The sequence below is a fragment of the Burkholderia sp. AU30280 genome (assembly GCF_020420125.1).
Taxonomy (GTDB): domain Bacteria; phylum Pseudomonadota; class Gammaproteobacteria; order Burkholderiales; family Burkholderiaceae; genus Burkholderia.
Map to the genome: position 1 here is coordinate 75206 of NZ_JAIZRY010000013.1, position 21447 is coordinate 96652.

General features: G+C 68.5%; 8 protein-coding genes and 1 pseudogene. 2 read left to right on the plus strand and 7 right to left on the minus strand.

The window, feature by feature from the left end; genetic code table 11:
• Positions 1-340 precede the first annotated feature (340 nt).
• Entirely contained in the window at positions 341-13054 is a 12714-nt protein-coding gene (locus LGN17_RS26880) for an autotransporter-associated beta strand repeat-containing protein (RefSeq protein ID WP_226199689.1), read from the plus strand.
• A gap of 370 nt (positions 13055-13424) precedes the next feature.
• Here LGN17_RS26880 and LGN17_RS36905 read toward each other — a convergent pair.
• The 3 genes and pseudogenes from LGN17_RS36905 to LGN17_RS26890 all read right to left on the minus strand — a co-directional run.
• Positions 13425-13529, minus strand: a pseudogene (locus LGN17_RS36905) (molecular chaperone); the annotation flags it as partial.
• A 34-nt stretch (positions 13530-13563) separates the two neighbouring features.
• Positions 13564-15084, minus strand: coding sequence for a cryptochrome/photolyase family protein (locus tag LGN17_RS26885; protein ID WP_226199998.1), 1521 nt, complete (start codon positions 15082-15084; stop codon positions 13564-13566).
• 91 nt (positions 15085-15175) lie between these two features.
• Positions 15176-15793, minus strand: a complete 618-nt coding sequence (locus LGN17_RS26890) for a DUF2878 domain-containing protein (RefSeq protein ID WP_226199692.1) — start codon at positions 15791-15793, stop codon at positions 15176-15178.
• 659 nt (positions 15794-16452) lie between these two features.
• Here LGN17_RS26890 and LGN17_RS26895 point away from each other — a divergent pair.
• Positions 16453-17412: an alpha/beta hydrolase gene (locus LGN17_RS26895; RefSeq protein ID WP_226199695.1), complete on the plus strand. Its 960-nt coding sequence runs from the start codon at positions 16453-16455 to the stop codon at positions 17410-17412.
• A gap of 226 nt (positions 17413-17638) precedes the next feature.
• Here LGN17_RS26895 and LGN17_RS26900 read toward each other — a convergent pair whose 3' ends face one another.
• From LGN17_RS26900 to LGN17_RS26915, 4 genes are all read right to left on the minus strand, one after another.
• Positions 17639-18610, minus strand: coding sequence for a MerR family transcriptional regulator (locus LGN17_RS26900; protein ID WP_226199697.1), 972 nt, complete (start codon positions 18608-18610; stop codon positions 17639-17641).
• A gap of 130 nt (positions 18611-18740) precedes the next feature.
• Positions 18741-19445, minus strand: a complete 705-nt coding sequence (locus LGN17_RS26905; RefSeq protein ID WP_226200000.1) for a sigma-70 family RNA polymerase sigma factor — start codon at positions 19443-19445, stop codon at positions 18741-18743.
• Positions 19446-19561: 116 nt separating this feature from the next.
• Positions 19562-20293, minus strand: a complete 732-nt coding sequence (gene folE / locus LGN17_RS26910; RefSeq protein ID WP_175970238.1) for a GTP cyclohydrolase I — start codon at positions 20291-20293, stop codon at positions 19562-19564.
• A 135-nt stretch (positions 20294-20428) separates the two neighbouring features.
• Entirely contained in the window at positions 20429-21295 is an 867-nt protein-coding gene (locus tag LGN17_RS26915) for a hypothetical protein (RefSeq protein ID WP_226199699.1), read from the minus strand.
• Positions 21296-21447 lie beyond the last annotated feature (152 nt).

The following is a 21447-nucleotide window of genomic DNA, read 5'->3' on the forward strand; positions in this document are numbered from 1 at the left end:
GGTGGACTGCGAGCGCGGCTTGGACGCTCGACACGTTTGACCTGGATAGATAGGCGCGCCATAAGCGCCGACCGCCGGGCAATATGTTCGATTCGCCAAATACAAAAGTTTTATTGGGTGGAAGAATTACCGAGCAAGGGGGCGCAAGCAAAAAATGCCGAATCCATGATCATCCCAGATTAATTCCCGACAGTTGTCAATCATGCCATTCGCTTCGGCTTGGCGACGGGAAGGTATTTATTCAGAAACTGTATGGCGCATTCCTGGGTTTCTCTTCGGCATTTTAAGAATGCCGAAGCGATGCTTGTCGTCGTCGATTTTATAACCGGAAGGTGTGATTATGCGTATGCGCATGGGTTCGAATAAAAAGCGCGCGGAAGCACGTTCGAAACTCCTGGTTCCGACCGGCATGCTGGTCGCGCTGGTCGGCGCCGGGGTCATTCCAGCCGACGCACTGGCCGCCTGCACCGGAACGACGACCATCAGTTGTACCGGAGCCAGCACGTCCTATTCGAACGGCACGAACAATCTCAACCTGACCGTCGCATCCGGCGCGACCGTCAGCGTGGTGCCGTTGTTCGGCGGCACGGCGCTGTCGCTGACGGGCAGCGGCGTCACGCTGACCAACAACGGGACGATCGACCCCGCGTTGTCCGGGTTGAGCCTCGTGTCGAACGGTACGGTGGTCGGCAATAGCGCGTCCGCAAGCACCGTCAACGTCACGAACACCAGCTCGGGCGTGATGATGGGCTCGACGAGCTCGCTGCTCAACGGGCCGGCGTTGACGGTATACAACGGCACGGGCGGCACGACGAACATCACCAATGCCGGCACGATCGGTACGACCGGCCTGGGCTTCAGCCCGGGGCCGACCGCGCAGGTCGTGACCACGTCGGGCGGCGCGCAGGTCAACTTCACCAATGCGAGCGGCGGCACCATCAACGGTTCGGTGGCGCTCGCGCCCAGCGCGACACCGGGCGCCGGGAACACGTTCACCAACGCCGGCACCGTCGCGGGCAACGTGTCGCTGGGCGCGGCCCTCGGCACGTCGAACACGTTCAATGCGCTGACCGGATCGTCGGTCGGGCTCGGCGTCGATGCGGGCCTGGGCGGCAACAACACGCTCAACCTGCAACTGAACACGGCCGCGGGGGGCGCGACGAACGGCACCATCGCGGTCGATACGTACGGCAATTTCAACAACCTCGCCGTGCAGGGCGGCACGTGGGACATCACCGGCGCATCGACCGCGACGAACGCGTCGCTGACCGGCGGCACCGCGATCGTTCACGGCGCCGGTGCACTGGGCACCGGCACGATCGTCGCCGGCGGCGGCACGCTCGAGGCCGGCGCGGCCGGTGTGAACCTGCTCAACAACGTGACGCTGAGCGGCGGCCTGACGGTCGACGGCGCGACCGGGCTCGCGTTGTCGGGCTCGATCGGCGGCGGCGGCGCGCTGACCGCGAGCGGTACCGGTACGCTGACGCTGAACGGTGCCAATTCGTTCACCGGCGGAACGAATCTCACGGGCGGCGGCGGGCTGATGGTCGGCACGGGCACGGCGCTCGGCGGCGGCGCGCTGAACGTGACGGGCGCGGGCGGCTCGCTGGGTACGAGCGTCGGCGGCACGGTGCTCGGCAACGCGGTGAATATCGACGCGGGCGTCACCCTGGGCCTGAACGGTTCGGCCAACCTCGGTCTGGGCGGCACGATCGCAGGCAGCGGCGGTCTCGCGCAAACCGGCACGGGGACGACGACGCTGTTCGGCGCGAACACGTTCACCGGCGGCACGGCGCTGAGCGGCTGCGGGCTGATCGCCGGCAACGGCGCGGCGCTCGGAACCGGCGCGCTGCACGTGACCGGCGCGGGCGGCTCGCTGGCGACGAATGTGGGCGGCACGTTGCTCGGCAATGCGGTGAATCTCGATGCAGGGGCCACGCTGGGCCTGAACGGTGCGGCGGCCCTGAGCCTCGGCGGCACGATCGCCGGTAGCGGCAGCCTCGTGCAAAGCGGCGCGGGCACGACGACGCTGCTCGGCGTCAACACGTTCTCGGGCGGCACCGCACTGAGCGGCGGCGGGCTGATCGCCGGCAACGGCGCGGCGCTCGGCACGGGAGCGTTGAACGTGTCCGGCACGGGCGGCTCGCTGGCGACGAGCGTCGGCGGCACGCTGCTCGGCAATGCAGTCAACCTCGGCGCGGGCGCCACGCTCGGCCTGAACGGCGCGGCCGACTTGAGCCTTGGCGGAGCGATCGGCGGGAGCGGCAGTCTCGCGCAGACCGGCACGGGTACGACGACGCTGCTCGGCACGAACACGTTCACGGGCGGCACGACGCTCGGCGGCGGTGGGCTGATCGCCGGCAACGGCGCGGCATTGGGCACCGGTGCGCTGAACGTGGTCGGCGCGGGCGGCTCGCTCGCGACGAACGTCGGCGGTACGGTGCTCGGCAATGCGGTCAACCTCGGCGCGGGCGCGACGCTCGGCCTGAACGGTGCAGCCGATCTCGGCCTGAGCGGTGCGATCTCGGGCGCAGGCGGCTTGGCGCTCGGCGGCACCGGCGCCACGACGCTGTCCGGCGCGAACACGTTCACGGGCGGCGCGAGCCTGACGGGCGGCGGCAGCCTGATCGTCGGCGGCAGCACGGCGCTCGGCGTGGGCGGCGCGTTGAACGTCAGCGGTCTCGGCGGTTCGTTGAGCGCGGATCTGGCCGCCGGCGCGGCACTCGCGAACGGCATCAACCTGAACGGCGCATCGTTGACGCTGAACGGCGCGAACGACCTCGGCCTGAGCGGCGCGATCGGCGGCACCGGCGGTCTCGTGCTGAGCGGCACGGGGACGACGACGCTGTCGGGCGCGAACACCTTCGGCGGCGGTACGACGTTGAGCGCCGGCACGGTGCTGGCGGGCAACGACCTGGCGCTGGGTACCGGTGCGCTGAGCGTCGCCGGCTCGGGCGGTGCGCTCGGCGCGAACGTGAACGGCATCGCGCTGGGCAACGCGGTGAACCTCGGCGCGGGCGCGACGCTCGCGTTGACCGGCGCGAACGATCTGGGCCTGAACGGCACGATCGCCGGTAACGGCGGTCTCGCGCAAATCGGCTCGGGCATCACGACGTTGACCGGCGCGAACACATTCTCGGGCGGCACGACGCTGAGCGGCGGCGGAATCCTCGCCGGCAACGGCGCCGCGCTGGGCACGGGTGCGCTGAACGTGACCGGCGCGGGCGGTTCGCTCGGCACGACCGTCGGCGGCACGGTGCTCGGCAACGCGATCCAGCTCGGCGCGGGCGCGGCACTGACGGTTGGCGGTGCGAACGATCTCGGGCTGGGCGGGATCATTTCCGGTGCCGGCGGCCTGTCCGTGGCCGGACCGGGCACGACGACGCTCACCGCGGCCGAGACGTTCACCGGCGGCACCACGATCGGCGGCGGCACGCTGGCGATCGGTGCAGGCGGCAGCCTCGCCGCGTCGAGCCCCGTCAACCTCACCGGTGCCGGCGCGCAGTTCAACATCGCCGGCGCGACCACGCCGCAGTCGATCGGCACGCTGTCGGGTGTCGCGGGTTCGACGATCGATCTCGGTTCGAACCACCTGACGCTGGCAGGCAGCGGCAGCGGCGTCTTCGCGGGCAACATCGGCGGTGCGGGCGGGCTGACGCTTTCCGGCACCGGTTCGCAGGCGCTCACCGGCAACAACACGTACGCGGGCGGCACGGCGCTGACGGGCGGCAGCCTGGTCGTCGGCAGCGGCGCGGCGCTCGGCCTCGGCGCACTCGACGTCAACGGTTCGGCTTCGCTCGGTGCGAGCGTGCCGGGCGTGACGATCGGCAACGCGGTCAATCTCGGCGGCGGCGTCACGCTGGGGTTGAACGGCGTGAACGATCTCGGCCTGGGCGGCACGATCGCCGGCAACGGCAGCCTCGCGCAAACCGGCACGGGCACGACGACGCTCACCGGCACGAACACGTACACGGGTGGCACGACGCTCAGCGCTGGCGGGTTGATCGCCGGCAACGGCGCGGCGCTTGGCACCGGCGCGCTGAATGTGAGCGGTGCGGGCGGCACGCTCGCCACGAACGTCGCCGGTACCGTGCTCGGCAATGCGGTGAACCTCGGCGCCGGCGCGACGCTGGGGCTGAACGGTTCGGCGGACCTGAGCCTCGGCGGCGTGCTGTCGGGCGACGGCAGCCTCGCGCAAACCGGCACCGGCACGACGACGCTGCTGGGTGCGAACACGTTCACGGGCGGCACGACGCTCAGCGGCGGCGGGCTCATCGCCGGCAACGGCAGCGCACTCGGCACCGGCGCGCTGAACGTGACGGGCGCGGGCGGCTCGCTCGGCACGAGCGTCGGCGGCACCGTGCTCGGCAATGCGGTGAATCTGGGCACGGGCGCGACGCTGACGGTTGGCGGTGCGAACAATCTCGGCCTCGGCGGCGCGATTTCGGGCGGCGGCAATCTGTCGGTGACCGGCCCGTCGATCACGACGCTCACGGGAGCGGGCAGCTACACCGGCAACACGACGATCGGCAACGGCAGCACGCTGGCGGTCGGCGCGGGCGGCAGCCTGTCGGGCGGCAGTCTGTTCGACCTGGCCGGCGCGGGCGCGACGCTCGACCTGAGCGCGGCGACGTCGCCGCAGACGACGGGCGGGCTCGTCGGCACGGCCGGCTCGGCCGTGAATCTCGGCGGCAATACGCTGACGCTCGGCGGTTCCGGTAACGGCACGTTCGGCGGCACGATCGGCGGGGCGGGCGGGCTGACGCTGTCCGGCACCGGCACGGAGACGCTGACCGGCACGAATACGTACACGGGCGGCACGACGATCAACAACGGCACGCTGGCAATCGGCGCGGGCGGCAGCCTGGCGGCGGGCGGCGCAGTCAATCTGGGTGGGGCCGGCGCAACGTTCGACCTGAGCGGCGCGGCGCTGCCGCAGGCGATCGGCACGCTGTCGGGAGTGGCCGGTTCGACGGTGAATCTCGGCGGCAATGGCCTGACGCTGGGTGGTTCGGGCAGCGGCACGTACGGCGGCACGATCGCGGGGGCCGGCGGCAGCCTGACGCTGTCGGGCACGGGCACCGAAACGCTGAATGGTGCGAACAGCTATACGGGCGGCACGAACCTGACCGGCGGCGGCACGCTGCTCGCCGGCAACGGTTCGGCGCTCGGCACGGGTGCATTGAACACCAGCGGCGCAGGCGGCACGCTCGGCACGAGCGTGGCCGGCACGACGCTGACCAACGCGATCAATCTCGGCACCGGTTCGGCACTGACGCTCGGCGGCACGAACGACCTGGGCCTCGGCGGCATCATCGCCGGCGGCGGCAGTCTCGCGCAAACCGGCAGCGGAACGACCGCGCTCACCGGCGCGAACACCTACACCGGCGGCACGACGCTGAGTGCCGGCGGCCTGTCGATCGGCAGCAACACGGCGCTCGGCACGGGCGCGCTCAACGTCACCGGCAGCGGCGGCGCGCTCAGCGCGAGCACGGCGAACCTCCTGCTCGCGAACGCGGTCGACCTGGGCGCCGGCTCGTCACTGAATCTCGGCGGCGCGTTCGACTTCGGCCTGAACGGGATGATTTCCGGTGCAGGCGGCGTGGTGCAGTCCGGCACGGGCACGACCACGCTTGGCGGCGCGAACACCTACAGCGGCGGGACGACGTTGAGCAGCGGCGGATTGAGCGTGGGCAGCAATACGGCGCTCGGTTCCGGCGCATTGAACGTGACCGGCAACGGCACGCTGAGCGCGAGCGTGAGCGGTACGACGCTCGGCAACGCGGTTACGCTTGGCGCGGGCGCGACGCTCGGGCTGAGCGGGGCGAACGATCTGGGCCTGAGCGGCACGATTTCCGGCAGCGGCGCCCTGGCGCAGACCGGCACGGGAACCACGACGCTCACCGGCACGAACACCTACGACGGCGGCACCACGTTGAGCGGCGGCGGGCTCATCGCCGGCAACGGCAGCGCACTCGGTTCCGGCGCGCTGAACGTGACGGGCGTGGGCGGCTCGCTCGGCACGAGCGTCGGCGGCACGGTGCTCGGCAATACGGTGAATCTCGGCGCAGGATCGACGCTGACGGTTGGGGGTGCGAACGATATCGGGCTGGGCGGCGCGATCTCGGGCAGCGGCGGTCTGTCGGTCAGCGGCCCGTCGACGACCACGCTCACGGGCGTGAACACCTATACCGGCAACACGACGATCGGCGGCGGCAGCACGCTGGCGGTCGGTGCGGGCGGCAGCCTGTCGTCGGGCAGCGCGCTCGACCTCGCTGGCACGGGCGCGACGCTCGACATCAGCGCGGCGACCACACCGCAGACGAGCGGCATGCTGTCCGGCGTAGCGGGCACGAACGTGAATCTCGGCGGCAACACGCTGACGCTCGCCGGCACGGGCAACGGCAACTATGCCGGCACGATTGGCGGCACGGGCGGGCTGACGATGTCCGGCACGGGGACGGAAACGCTGACCGGCGCGAACACGTACACCGGTGCGACGACGATCAACAGCGGCACGCTGGCGATCGGCGCGGGCGGCAGCCTGTCGGCGAGCAGCCCGGTGAACCTGGCCGGCGCGGGCGCCACCTTCGACGTCAGCGGCGCGACGACGCCGCAGACGACGGGCACGCTGTCGGGCGTGGCCGGTTCGACGGTGAACCTGGGCGGCAACAACCTGACGCTCGGCGGGTCGGGCAGCGGCACGTACGGCGGCACGATTGCCGGCGCGGGCGGCAGCCTCACGTTGTCGGGCACCGGCACCGAAACGCTCACCGGCATCAACACGTACACGGGTGGCACGACCCTCACCGGCGGCGGCACGCTGATCGCGGGCAACGGTTCGGCGCTCGGCACGGGTGCGCTGAACACGAGCGGTGCAGGCGGCACGCTCGGCACGAGCGTGGCCGGCACGACGCTGACCAACGCGATCAATCTCGGCGCGGGCTCGACGCTGACGGTTGGCGGTGCGAACAATCTGGGCCTCGGCGGCGGGATCTCGGGCAGCGGCAACCTCGCGGTGAACGGCCCGTCGACGACGACGCTCACGGGTGCCAGCTCGTACACCGGCAACACGACGATCGGCGGCGGCAGCACCCTGGCGGTTGGCGCGGGCGGCAGCCTGTCGGGCGGCAGCGCGATCAACCTGGCCGGCGCGGGCTCGACGCTGGACGTCAGCGCGGCCACGTCGCCGCAGACAACCGGCACGCTGTCGGGCGCGGCGGGCTCGGCGGTGAACCTCGGCGGCAATACGCTGACGCTGGCCGGCACGGGCAACGGCACGTTCGGCGGTACGGTCGGCGGCACGGGCGGGTTGACACTGTCGGGCACCGGCACCGAAACGCTGACGGGCAACAACACGTACACCGGCGCGACGACGATCAACAGCGGCACGCTGGCGATCGGCGCAGGTGGCAGCCTGTCCGGCAGCAGTCCGCTGAACCTGGCCGGTGCGGGCGCCACCTTCGACGTCAGCGGCGCGACGACGCCGCAGACGACGGGCACGCTGTCGGGCGTGGCCGGTTCGACGGTGAACCTGGGGGGCAACAACCTGACGCTCGGCGGCACGGGCAACGGCACGTACGGCGGCACGATCGCCGGCGCGGGCGGCAGCCTCACGTTGGCCGGCACCGGCACCGAAACGCTCACCGGCAACAACACGTACACGGGCGGCACGAGCCTGACGGGCGGCGGCACGCTGATCGCGGGCAGCGGCTCGGCGCTCGGCACGGGTACGCTGAACACGAGCGGCGCAGGCGGCACGCTGGCCGCGAGCGCGCCGGGCACGACGCTCGGCAACGCGGTGAATCTCGGCGCGGGTTCGACGCTGACGGTTGGCGGTGCGAACAACCTCGGGCTTGGCGGTGCGATCTCGGGCGGCGGCAACCTCGCAGTGAATGGTCCGTCGACGACGACGCTCACCGGCGCGAGCTCGTACACCGGCAACACGACGATCGGCAACGGCAGCACGCTGGCGGTCGGTGCGGGCGGCAGCCTGTCGGGCGGCAGCGCGATCGACCTCGCCGGCACCGGCGCCACGCTCGACCTGAGCGGGGCCACCTCCGCACAGACGACGGGCGCACTGTCCGGCGGCGCGGGCACGAACGTCAACCTCGGCGGCAATACGCTCACGCTCGGCGGCGCAGGCAGCGGCACGTACGGCGGCGTGATCGGCGGCACGGGCGGCCTGACGCTGTCGGGCACCGGCACCGAAACGCTGACGGGCAACAACACGTACACCGGCGCGACGACGATCAACAGCGGCACGCTCGCGATCAGCGGCAACGGCAGCCTGTCGTCGAGCAGCCCGGTCAGCCTGACGGCGTCCGGCGCGACGCTGGACCTGAGCGGTGCGTCGTCGCCGCAATCGACGGGCGCGATCTCGGGCGTGGCCGGCTCGACGGTGAACCTGGGCAACAACAACCTGACGCTCGGCGGCACGAGCAGCGGCACCTATGCGGGCAACATCGCCGGCACCGGTGGCGTGACGATGAACGGCACCGGCACCGAAACGCTGACGGGCGCGAATTCTTACACGGGGGCGACCACGATCAACAGCGGCACGCTGGCGATCGGCGCGGGCGGCAGCCTGTCGGGCACGACGCCGGTGAGCCTGACGGGTGCGGGCGCAACCTTCGACCTGAGCGGCGCGACCACGCCGCAGACGACCGGCACGCTGTCGGGCGTCGCGGGTTCGACGGTGAACCTCGGCGGCAACAACCTGACGCTCGGCGGCACGAGCAGCGGCACGTATGACGGCACGATCGCGGGCACGGGCGGCAGCCTGACGCTGGCCGGGACGGGCACCGAAACGCTGAACGGGACCAACACGTACACGGGCGGCACGAGCCTGACCGGTGGCGGCACGTTGATCGCGGGCAACGGTTCGGCGCTCGGCACGGGTGCGCTGAACACGAGCGGCGCGGGCGGCACGCTCGGCACCAGCGTGGCCGGCACGACGCTCGGCAACGCGGTGAATCTCGGCGCGGGTTCGACGCTGACGGTTGGCGGTGCGAACAATCTCGGGCTCGGCGGTGCGATCTCGGGCGGCGGCAACCTCGCGGTGAATGGTCCGTCGACGACGACGCTCACCGGCGCGAGCTCGTACACCGGCAACACGACGATCGGCAACGGCAGCACGCTGGCGGTCGGCGCGGGCGGCAGCCTGTCAGGCGGCAGTGCGGTCGATCTGGCCGGTGCAGGGGCGACGCTCGACCTGAGCGCGGCCACGACGCCGCAGTCGACCGGCGCGTTGTCGGGCGTGTCGGGTTCGACGGTGAACCTCGGCGCCAATGCGCTGACGCTCGGCGGTTCCGGCAGCGGCACGTACGGCGGCACGATCGCCGGCACGGGCGGCAGCCTCACGCTGGCGGGCACGGGTACCGAAACGCTGAACGGGACGAACACGTACACGGGCGGCACGAACCTGACCGGCGGCGGCACGCTGCTCGCCGGCAACGGTTCGGCGCTCGGCACCGGTGGGTTGAACACCAGCGGCGCGGGCGGCTCGCTCGGCACCAGCGTGGCCGGCACGACGCTGACCAACGCGATCAATCTCGGCGCGGGGTCGACGCTGACGGTTGGCGGTGCGAACAATCTGGGCCTGGGCGGCGCGATCGGCGGCAGCGGCAACCTCGCGGTGAACGGTCCGTCGACGACGACGCTCACGGGGGCCAGCTCGTACACCGGCAGCACGACGATCGGCAACGGCAGCACGCTGGCGGTCGGCGCGGGCGGCAGCCTGTCGGCGGGCAGCGCGGTCGATCTGTCGGGTACGGGGGCCACGCTGGACCTGAGTGCCGCGACGACGCCGCAGACCACGGGCGCAGTGTCGGGCGTGTCGGGTTCGACCGTGAATCTGGGCAGCAACACGCTGACGCTGGGCGGCTCCGGTAACGGCACGTACGGCGGCACCGTCGCCGGCACGGGCGGGTTGACGCTGTCGGGCACCGGTACCGAAACGCTGACGGGCAACAACACGTACACCGGCGCGACGACGATCAACAGCGGCACGCTGGCGATCGGCGCGGGCGGCAGCCTGTCGGGCAGCAGTCCGCTGAACCTGGCCGGTGCGGGCGCAACCTTCGACGTCAGCGGCGCGACCACGCCGCAGACGACGACCGCGCTGTCGGGCGTGGCCGGTTCGACGGTGAACCTGGGCGGCAACAACCTGACGCTCGGCGGCACGGGCAGCGGCACGTTCGGCGGCACGATCGCCGGCGCGGGCGGCAGCCTCACGTTGTCGGGCACCGGCACCGAAACGCTGACCGGTCCGAACACGTACACGGGCGGCACGAACCTGACGGGCGGCGGCACGCTGGTCGCGGGCAGCAACACGGCGCTTGGCACGGGCGCGCTCAATACCGGCGGCGCAGGCGGTACGCTGGCCGCGGGCACGCCGGGCACGACGTTGACCAATGCGGTGAACCTCGGGACGGGTTCGACGCTGACGGTGGGCGGCACCAACAGCCTCGGCCTGAGCGGCCCGATCTCGGGCAGCGGTGCGCTCGCGCTCAGCGGCCCCGCGACGACGACGCTTTCCGGTGCCAACACGTACACCGGCGGCACCAGCGTCACCGGCGGCGGCACGCTCGTCGCCGGCACGCCGACCGCGCTCGGCAGCGGCACGCTGAGTGTCGGCGGCAACGGCGGCACGCTCGGGACCAGCGTTCCCGGCACGACGCTCGGCAACGCCGTGAACCTCGGCACGGGTTCGACGCTGACGGTGGGCGGCGCCAACAACCTCGGCCTGAGCGGCCCGATCTCGGGCGGCGGCAACCTGGCGGTGAGCGGCCCGTCGACGACGACCCTCAGCGGCGCGAACGCGTACACGGGCAGCACGACGATCGGCAACGGCAGCACGCTGGCGGTCGGCGCGGGCGGCAGCCTGTCGGCGGGCAGCGCACTGACGCTGGCCGGCAACGGCGCGACGCTCGATGTCAGCGCGGCCAGGACGCCGCAGACGACGAGCGCGCTGTCCGGCGCCGCCGGTTCGACCGTGAATCTCGGCGGCAACACGCTGACCGTGGCCGGCCCGGCGGGTGGTTCGTTCGGCGGCGCGATCGCGGGCACCGGCGGCTTCGCGGTGCAGGGCGGCGGCACGCAGACGCTGACCGGCGCCAACACGTACACCGGCAGCACGACGATCGGCAGCGGCAGCATGCTCGTGCTCGCCGGCGCAGGCAGCCTTGCGCCGACGAGCCCGGTGATGCTCGCGGGCAGCGGCGCGACGCTGAATCTCGCGGGTTCGGCCGCACCGCAGTCGATCGGCACGCTGTCGGGCGCGACGGGTTCGAACGTGAATCTCGGCGCGACGCCGCTGACGGTCAATACCGCGGGCACCAGCTCGTTCGCGGGCACGCTGTCGGGTACCGGCCCGCTGACACTGGCCGGCACGGGCGCACAGGTGCTGAGTGGGACGAACACGCTGTCCGGGCCGACGACCGTGACCGGCGGCACGCTCGCCGTCACCGGTTCGCTGGCCAGCTCGCCGGTGACTGTCGGCAGCGGCGCGACCGTCACCGGGACGGGCACGATCGGCGGCCTGGTCGTGTCGGGCGGCGGCACCGCATCGGTCCTCCAGTATGGGCAGCCGCTGAAGGTCGCGGGCAACGCCACCTTCCAGCCGGGCTCGACGCTGCAGGTCGGCGCCACGCCGCAACAGAGCGGGGGCCTCGACGTGACCGGCTCCGCCACGCTCAACGGTGGGTCGGTACAGGTCGTCGCGGCGACCGGGCAATACCAGCCGGGCAAGCTCTACACCATTGTGAATGCCGGCGCGGGCGTGCAAGGGCAGTTCAGCGCGGTGAACTCGACGTATGCGTTCCTCACGCCGACGCTCACGTACAACCCGGCGCAGGTGCTGATGTCGCTGGCACCGAACGGCACGCCGTTCTCGTCGGTTGCGACGACGCCCGACGGGCAAGCGGTGGCGGGCGCGGTCGGCACGCTAGGCGCCGGCAACCCGCTGTTCGATACGGTGCTGACGTCGGATGCGCCGACCGCGAACCGAGCATTCACGCAACTGGCCGGCGATCTGTATCCGAGTACGCGAAGCGTGCTGCTGTCGGATAGCCGCTACGTGCGCGACGCGGTGCTCGATCGTGCGCGGCTCGGTTCGCAGCCGGGCGGGGCGCTGTGCGGATGCGAGGCGCCGGTGTCGGCGGACGATCACGCGGCGGCGCTCGACCGGCGCATGGCCGCGGAGAACGGCTGCACGCCGGCCAAGTCGTTCAAGCCCGCGGTGTGGGGCCGGCTGTACGGCTCGCATAGCCGGTTCGACGGCGACGGCGTTACGGCGGTCGACCGCAATCTGTACGGCTTCGTCGTCGGGACGGACGCGGAGGTCAGCAGCCACTGGCGCGTGGGTATCGCGGGCGGCGCGTCGCGCAGCCTGCTCAATACCGACCAGAACGAGTCGGCGAAGGTCAACGGCGAGACGATCGCACTGTATGCGAGCGGCCGGTACAACGCGTGGAACGTGCGCGGTGGCGTGTCGCAGTCGTGGTACCGCGTGCATAGCGAGCGCAATCCGTCGTTCGGCAGCTTCTCCGATCACGATACCGCCAGCTACGACGCGAACGCGACGCAGGTGTTCACCGAGCTCGGCTACTCGACGGCCATCCGCAACGTCGCACTCGAGCCGTTCGTCGGGCTTGCGTATGCGAGCCTGCACACCGGCGGCTTCAAGGAGAGCGGCGGCGCGGCGGCGCTTCAGGGCGATTCCGACACGACGGGCCTCGGCTTCTCGACGCTCGGCGTGCGGGCCTCGACCGACGTCGCGGTCACGACGAAGGGCAAGGTCACGACCTTCGGCACGATCGGCTGGCGGCATGCGTTCGGCAACACGCAACCGGGTTCGACGCTGTCGTTCGCGAGCGGCGGAGCGCCGTTCAGCGTGGTCGGCGTGCCAATTGCGCGCGATGCGGCCGTGCTCGAGGTCGGTGTCGATGCGGCCGTGACGAAGAACCTGTCGCTCGGCCTGTCGTATAGCGGTCAGCTCGGCGGCCACATCAGCGATCACGCGCTGTACGGCAATCTGTTGTGGAAGTTCTGAAGGGCGGGGCGGCGGCCGCTCGCGATGGAGTCGTCGTGAGCGGCCGGTCGTTTGCCGATGGTTCGATGAGGGCTGGTTTTCAGTTTCGTGTTGCAGATATGCGATGTGCGAAACTTGGTTCCGGTTCGTCGGGCGATCGATTTCCGAAGCCGTCACGTAATCTCAATAACTTGAATGATGGGGCGAGCGCAGTGTCAGAACGGCACTTTTCACATGGAGTTGGCTGGAATTTCCCCCTGTATCTCAGGACACGCCGACACCGTTAGGTTGATGGCACCGCAGCACGCTTGAACTCGCGAGGCGAGCTGAATTGAAGGACTTGATGCGGGTGGCGCTCATTGTAGTGTTCGAATGCGATAGCCAGGCGCGAGAGCACCGGTATCGCGTGCAGTACTGCCTTCTCGTCGTTGGGCGCGTCGGCAACCGATGCATCGGTCGTGAGGGTCAGGCCGGCGATCAACGCCGCGTTTTGCAGAAGCTGCCCCTGCCTTCGCGATAGCGACCGGGCGTCACTTCGCTTCGCTCTGCATATTCAGGATCTCTACCGAGCTGAGGGCTCGCGCGCGTGCAAGCTGGTGATCCACAATCGGGAAGGGATAACTTGCGCCGAGAGTGATGGATGCGTGTTGCAGCTCGTCAGTGGAAGCGGTCCATGGGCTGTGGACGGTTTCGGCGGGAAGTGCAGATAGTTCGGGCACCCACCGCCGCGTGTATTCGCCTCTCGGATCGAACTTTTTCCCCTGCAATACAGGATTGAAGATTCGAAAATACGGGGCTGCGTCGGCGCCGCTTCCCGAAACCCATTGCCACCCGGCGGGATTGCTCGCCTCGTCCGCGTCAACCAGCGTATCCCAGAACCATGCTTCGCCCTCGCGCCAATCGATCAGCAAGTGCTTGGTGAGAAACGACGCCGTCACCATGCGCACGCGGTTGTGCATCCAACCTGTGTGCCAAAGCTCGCGCATGCCGGCGTCTACCAGCGGGTATCCCGTTTTCCCCATTTGCCACATGCGAAGCGCCTTTGGGTCGGTGCGCCACGGCATGGCGTCGAACTGGCGCCGGAAATTGAACCGATGAAGGGGTTTGCAGTGATAGAGCAGGTAATACGAGAATTCTCTCCAGCCGAGTTCGCTGAAGAACTTGTTCAACGACTCGTTTTTGGCATCGTCGATGCGAACAATTCGCCTGCTTCGTAGGGTGTCTACCGCTGATAACGTCGCGTACCACACTTGCCGGGCCGAGATATTTCCAAAGCGAAGATACGGAGAAAGCCGGCTCGTCGCTTGACTGGCCGGAAAATCTCGGGCGCCGGCATAATCGGAAAACGAGTTTTCAATGAAGGCCTCGAGTTGACGCCCGGCCGCTTCCTCGCCGCATCGCCAGGTCGCACGCAGACCCTCCGCCCAGTCCGGCCTCGAGGGCTGCAGTGCAAGCTCGGGAAGCGTGCAGACGTGTGCGCTGACGTTTTTGGAGACGGGAAAGAACGTGATTCGAGACGGCGCCGGTAGTGGACATGGAGGAAAGAAATTATCGCGGCGAGCGGCTCTCCAGTACGCGCTGAATACCTGGAACGGCAAGCCTTCGCGCGTGGTGACTGTCCAAGGTTCCCGCAAGAGATGGCCATTGAATGTCGACACGTCGATGCCGCGGCCGATCAGGTCTTGCTTGATCGATGCATCTGTTTCCGTTTGCGCTTTCGAGTAGCGGCGATTCCAGAAAACCTTTGCCGCCCGGGTCTCGACGGCGAGACGCCTGATGGCTTCGCGTTCGTTGCCGCGAAGCACGATCAGCGAGCCACCGAGAGCGGAAAGCGACTCATCGAGTTTGCTCAAGGACTCGTGCAGCCACCACCGTTGCGCGCCCCCCATCGGACGCCCGAGCTTCGGGGCAGGGTCGTATACGTAGACGCAAACAACAGGATGGCCGGTACTGACCGCGTGAGAAAGTGCGGGATTGTCGCCGAGCCGTTGGTCATCCCGAAACCATACGATGACGGGGCGGGATTGATGCGGCAATTCGGAGCTTGTCATGTGCGTTGCCTGAGAAGGTGCGTTGGCAATTTGAACGGGATCGGAAATGAAGCTGGCTTGTGGCGCTCCCGGCTCTATCGAGCCGATATCGCTATCCAGCGGGGGCGTCATTCATGCCGTCTCCGCCGATTCGCGGCGGAGATCGGGGTGTTACGCCATCCCAATGGCTCGCAATCGCAAGCGCCGCCGGCAAGATGAACGCCCAGCCGGTTGCGACAACGACGAGCGCTGCAGCCGGATCTTTGAAATGAACGGCCCCCAGCGCCGCCCCTGCGCGAAAGGATGCCGGGCCTGCGAATGCGCCGACGAGCGCCGAGATGAGCGGTCGCTCCCGGAGCCAGCGCAGCAAGGTATTGAGTTGAATCGCGAACAGCGCCCACAGCCCCGCAAGCCAGTACGGCGCTGTGCCTTTGAGCAACACGCCGTTCGGGTACACGAGCAGGCCGGAATGGGCAACGGCGCTGTCCCATAACCATCCGGACACCGTGACCGTGATGACGATCCGCGCCTCGGATGAGGGTCGACGCGCGAAGAGAAGATGGCTGACCGTCGCGATCAGCGCATAGGCGACGCCCCACGCGGCGTGATGCGATGCGGCAGTCATCACGCATACCAGCCATCCTGTTTGGGTCGTCGCGAGATAGACGTACACGCGAGCGGCGCTCGACTTTTGCGTGCTCGACGTCAGTTGATTCGGAGCGCTTCTCATGATCGTTCGCGCGGGATCGGTTTAGGCATGGTCGCCATGCCACGTGCCTCGGCGGCGCACACGTGTGCGCCGAGCAAAGCGATACGTCGCCCTCGACAACGAACGAAATCGGTCCTGCCGCCACGTCGACGTTGGATCTCGGGGAAAGCGGCAGGTGGAACGTTCATGGCAGAAGGCTCTCAATGTCGTCGATGAACGGACCCATTCCCGGACGATGGCTTTGCAAGGGGCGATTGTCGGCATTCCGTGTTGATTCACATCTCCATTCCACATACGACGCTCGATTGCGGATGGATGCACTTGCGAAGGGAAGATCGGGATGCCGTTAAGGGGGGCACCCGGTGGCCGGTAGCGCTGTGGATTGCACGGCCGCTTACGATGCCGCCGCTGCAACGCATCTGGGCGGTGCGCCTCATGCCACGCAGTGTCGGGGTTTGAACCGGGCCGACGGACCAACTGGTCGGCATCGGGGCAGTGCGTTCGAATGTGGCGCCGGACAGCCTGAGCGTGCCGGCGCCCGACCGATGAACATCCGCTCGTGGCCCCGAGAGAGGGGGTGTGGGCTGCCGTGCGATGCATGCATCCGCTTCCGCGCAAGTTCCGTAATCCCCCAAGGAAGGCGGCGAATGCGGCCGGAATCGTCAGCCAGGGAGATCCCCATGAACATGAAAGCCGGGCTTGCCGTCCTGTCGGTGCTGCTCGCGGCCGGTCTCCTCTCCGCGTGCAGCCCGGTGCGGCTCCTGAATGCGCTCACGCCGAGCTACACGTTCAGCCTTTTCGCAGGTATCCCGTACGGATCCGGCGAGCGACAAGTGCTCGACGTCTACTTGCCCACGCGCGTCCTGCATCACTGGCCGTCCGATGCGAGTGCGGGCGCCCCGGTGGTCGTGTTCTTCTACGGCGGAAGCTGGCAGTCCGGCGAGCGCAAGGACTATCTGTTCGTGGGAGAGGCACTCGCGTCGAGGGGTTTGGTTGCCGTCTTGCCCGACTATAGGACGTACCCGGCGACCACCTTTCCCGGTTTCGTCGACGATGCGGCGCAGGCGGTGGCGTGGGCACGCGAGCACGCAGTTGCGTTCGGCGGCGATCCGCGTCGCCTGTTTCTGATGGGGCACTCCGCGGGCGCACAGATTGCCGCATTGCTTGCGACCGACGGCCGCTATCTGGCGGCACAGGGGATGCAGAAGAGCGATATCGCCGGCGTGATGGGGCTGGCCGGGGCTTATGATTTCCTGCCGCTGCGTGATGCCACGCTCGAAAGGATATTCCCGCAGGAAGCGCGTGCCGCGAGCCAGCCGATTCGATTCATTCAGGGTACCGAGCCGCCGATGTGGCTGGCCATCGCGGAGAAGGACACGGTGGTCGAGCCCGGCAACACGTACCGCTTCGCGCGCGCGTTGCAAGACATGGGCGATACCGTCGTGGTCATGCGTTACAGGAACGTGAGCCACGCGTCGATCGTCGGCGTTCTGGGCGCGCCGTTGAGAGGGGTGGCGCCAGTGCTCGACGATCTCTCCGCGTTCGTGGATCGCGTCGCGAACGCGTCGAATGCCGGTACCGCGAGCAGGCAGCCGACATCCCCTGCCGCAGTGGCTCGTTCTTCGGATTGGGTTCAGTGATCGGGGCAAGCCCTGCGTTGCACGTGAAAGTGTGCCGGTCCGGGATCGACGGCGTGCCGTGAGGTCACGCAGGCCCGCGGCGTCTCCACTCAACGACGAACGAGTCGCAACAGGGCGACAATCGTTGCCGGCACAACGAGAGCGACGAAGCGCCTGACGCGTGTGCCGCGCAGCATCGCCGCCTGTCGTCACGGGCAGGTCGGAACCGCCGGCGGCGCTTGCCGCGCTACAGCGCCTTCAGCTCCGGCGTCGTTCCGCCCAATCCCTCTTCGCGAAGAATGACGGCGAGCGCCGTCTCGAGCAATTCGGCTGCCCGGTTCGCCGCGTCTCCAAGGTGGCGATGCAGCAGCGCATCGGCCGGCGATCGCGACACGCATTCGTCGCTGTATCGCTCGAACGCACCGAGCTGCATGATCAATTCGGAGAGATGACGCGGACACTCGCATTTGACGGTGGTGGACAGGCCGCTGAGCGACGCGAGCGTCGCTTCGTCGAAGCGTCGCCGCGTGCGCAGCCAAAGCCCGCGATCCGCGTCATTCGACTGGCGCGCCTTGACGACGGCTTGCGCCAGTCTCGAAATGATGGATATCGGGTTGGTCTGGCCTTCCGTCGACCGGAACAGCTCGAACCCCGACAGCTTCGCCAGCTCGACCGCCTCTGCCGTGCCGAACGCGTACACGACGGCCACGGCGTGCGCGTTGAGCTTTTGCGCCACGTCGGCGAGCTGCGACACGACCTCCTCATGGAGCGACGTGGTCGTCGCGATGAGGGCGTCGGCTGACGTACCCGCATGCTCGCTCGCATCGTCAATCGAGTCGATTCGTGCGGCGATCTGGATGCCCATTCGCTCTATCGCGGATTCCGGAATCGAAAGCGCACCGATGACCGCGAGGCTCACACTTGACTCGGGAAACGCCGGGTTACGCGTATTCGTCAACGACAACGCCTCGAGCTCCTCGCGGCCCAGGCTGGCGATCGAGCCGATCGCGTGGCCCTGATTGACGAGCGTTTTCAGCAAACGAATGCGCTGTACGTCGTCGTCCGAGTACAGCCGTTGTCCGGACGGCGTTTTGGGCGGAGCAATCACGCCATAGCGCCTTTCCCAGATCCTCAGCGTGGCTGCCGGCATGCGCGCCAGGCGCGCGGCCTCGCCGCTGCGATAGCGGTGAGGTGTATCGCGATCATCGCGAGGGGGCATCGTTGCTCTCCTGAAGTCGACGTACTGTTGTCTCAGGATTGTACGCAGTTTGCCTGAAACATGAAGCAGGAAAGTGATTCAACATGAGGAGTTTGGTCCGGAAAGGCGGTTCGCGAAGCGGCTCGTCCGCTCATTGCTCGAGATAGATCTTGAGTCGCATCAGGCTGCGGCGAATCCAGCTCTTCATCGTGCCGAGCGGCACCTGCATGCGTTCGGCCAGCTCCGCATACGACGCGCCGCCATGAAACGCTTCCCGCAGCACATACGCCTGCCGCGCGCCCAGGTGCGCGAGCCCGCGCTCGAGACGCAGGCGCTCCTGGCTCGCCTGCGCGCCGAGATCGGGCGTCGGGTTTTCATCGGGGATCGACAGCGCCAGTTCGTCGTCGAGCGGAAGCTCGCGGTGCTGCCTGATCCGGTCGATGGTCCGATTGCGTGCGAGCGTCATCAGCCATGTCAGCGCCGTGCCGCGTCGGGCGTCGAATGAATCGGCGCGACGCCATGCCGTCGTGAACACGTCCTGAAGCAGGTCTTCCGCTTCGTGGCGGTCGCGGATCATCCGGACGATCACGCCGAACAGCCGCGCCGCCGTCAAGCGATAGAGTTGCGCGAACGCGTGCTCGTCGCCGGCGGCTACGCGAGACAACAATTGGTCGAGTTCCGCATGCGCGTCGGATGCTTCGTCGGGCTGAACGAGCGCATCGGCGGTGAATTCGGTTCTGCCGCCGGGGCGCGACCGCCCGCGGGACGCGCCCCGGCGTGGCTGCCTGACTGAATGCAGCGTCGTCGATCGACCCTGGCCGGAGGACGGGCGGAGTGAATCGTGCGAACAGTTCATCGTGAACTCCGTATGGCTTTGCGCTTCGCGCTGCTGCGCGCCCGCGGCGACGAACGTGCGCGGCTCATGGCCGGGCACGGTGCCGGCGCATTCGTCGCGAATGCCTGTCGCGCGCTTTATGCATGCTTTCCGGACAGCAAGGCGAGAAACTCTCGGCGAAGCGATGGGTCCGCGAGAAATTTCCCGCGCATCACGCTGTTGGTCATTTTTGCCTGGTCGTCCTTGGTGCCGCGCCAGTGCATGCAGAAGTGCTCGGCCTCGAGTACGACGGCGAGCCCGTCGGGCGAGATGCGCGACTCGAGGAGGTCGGCGATCTGCTTGACCGCTTCCTCCTGGATCTGCGGGCGCGTCATGACCCAGTTCACCAGCCTTCCGTACTTCGACAGGCCGATCAGATTCGACGTGGCGCTGGGCAGCACGCCGATCCAGATGCGGCCCATGATCGGGCAAAGATGATGCGAGCAGGCGCTGCGCACGCGCAGCGGCCCGACGATCAGCAACTCGTCCAGCCGTTCGACGTTCGGGAATTCGGTGACGGACGGCGCCGCGTCGTAGCGGCCCGCGAACACTTCGCGGATGAACATCTTCGCGACGCGCCGTGCGGTTTCCCGGGTGTTGTGGTCGTTGTCGACATCGATCACGAGCGAGCGCAGCACGGCTTCCATGCCCTGCGCAACTTCGTTCTGCAACGCATCCAGTTCGCCGTCGCGCAGGTGCGCGGCGATGTTGTCGTTTGCATGGAAGCGCGCGCCCGCGTTCTCGAGCCGACGACGAATGATGTGCGACAGAGGAATGCCCTCGTCGATCGCAGTCAAGGTGTGCTCGGGAGCGTCGATCAGATTGCCCATTTCGGTTCGTTTCTCGAGGTTAGGGGGTGATGCAATGGATCGCGACTGAGGCGATGCGATGAGTTGCCTGTGTTCCTTGGGTAAGCGTCGGGCGAACGCTGCCGCCATATCGACGGCACGTCGATCGGGTGACGTTCACCTGCGCGCGCGCGGGCGTGCATGGCGGCCCGGCAGCGTCACCGGAGATCCGGCCCTGATCGCGCACGACGGACCCACCGGCGTTGCCGGGGCCCGGCCGCCGACGTCCCGGCGGAACCGCAACATCGGGTCGTTCGCCGCCGGCTTGGCTGCGAGCGTGACGGCGGCGGATTGTTGCAACTTCGCCAGGACGAACGCCGGGTCGATGCGGCCGCCGACCGAGCGAAACAGGTGGAACCCTGCAAGGCGGACCAGCGAGAGAGCCTGCACGCTACCGTGCTCGTAGACGATCGCGGCCGCGCGGGCGTGGCGCGCCAGTGCCAGCGACACGAATTGAATCGCGAGGTCCATGTGCAACGACGTGACCTCGGCGATCAGCGCGTCGACAGCCGGGCCTGGCTGTCGCAGCGCCCGCGACACCGATTCGACGCGCTCGCTGACGTGCAGGCCGACTTGCTCGATGGTTTCGTCGGATGCGGTCAGGCCGCCCGTGACGAGCAGCGTCGGACGCGCGCGAGCCGCGACGGTGTTCGATCGCCATTCGGGCAGAGCGCCGTTCAGGCCGGCGCTTGCACACCGGTCGGTCACCTGCGGCGAGCGGCGCCGGCAGCGTTGGCCGCGCTGTTGCGCGGCGACCCGCAAGCGTGACGCAATCGGCCGGTCGAGCGCCGCACCGGCGTGGTGTGACGGGCTGCGTGCCGGGGCGACGGACACGCGCGCCATCAATGAAGCCGGACACGCCGGAAACCGGCGCGGCTTGATGTCGTGATGGCGTGTTGGCATGGAGCCTCCCTCGGTCGATTCATGCGTCACAGCTGGATTGTATGCAAATTTCCCGGAAAGTGAAGCGGAAAAGTGATTCATAGAATAATTTGTACCGGAAGTTTGTGCGTCAAGTGTCGAATCAGCACCGGGGAATCGCGTTTCAGGCACGTGAATACTCATTCCTGTAAGAATATTACGTGTTTGAAATGCATATGAAACGACTTTTTAGGTCAATGGGCTGGCGGCCAAAC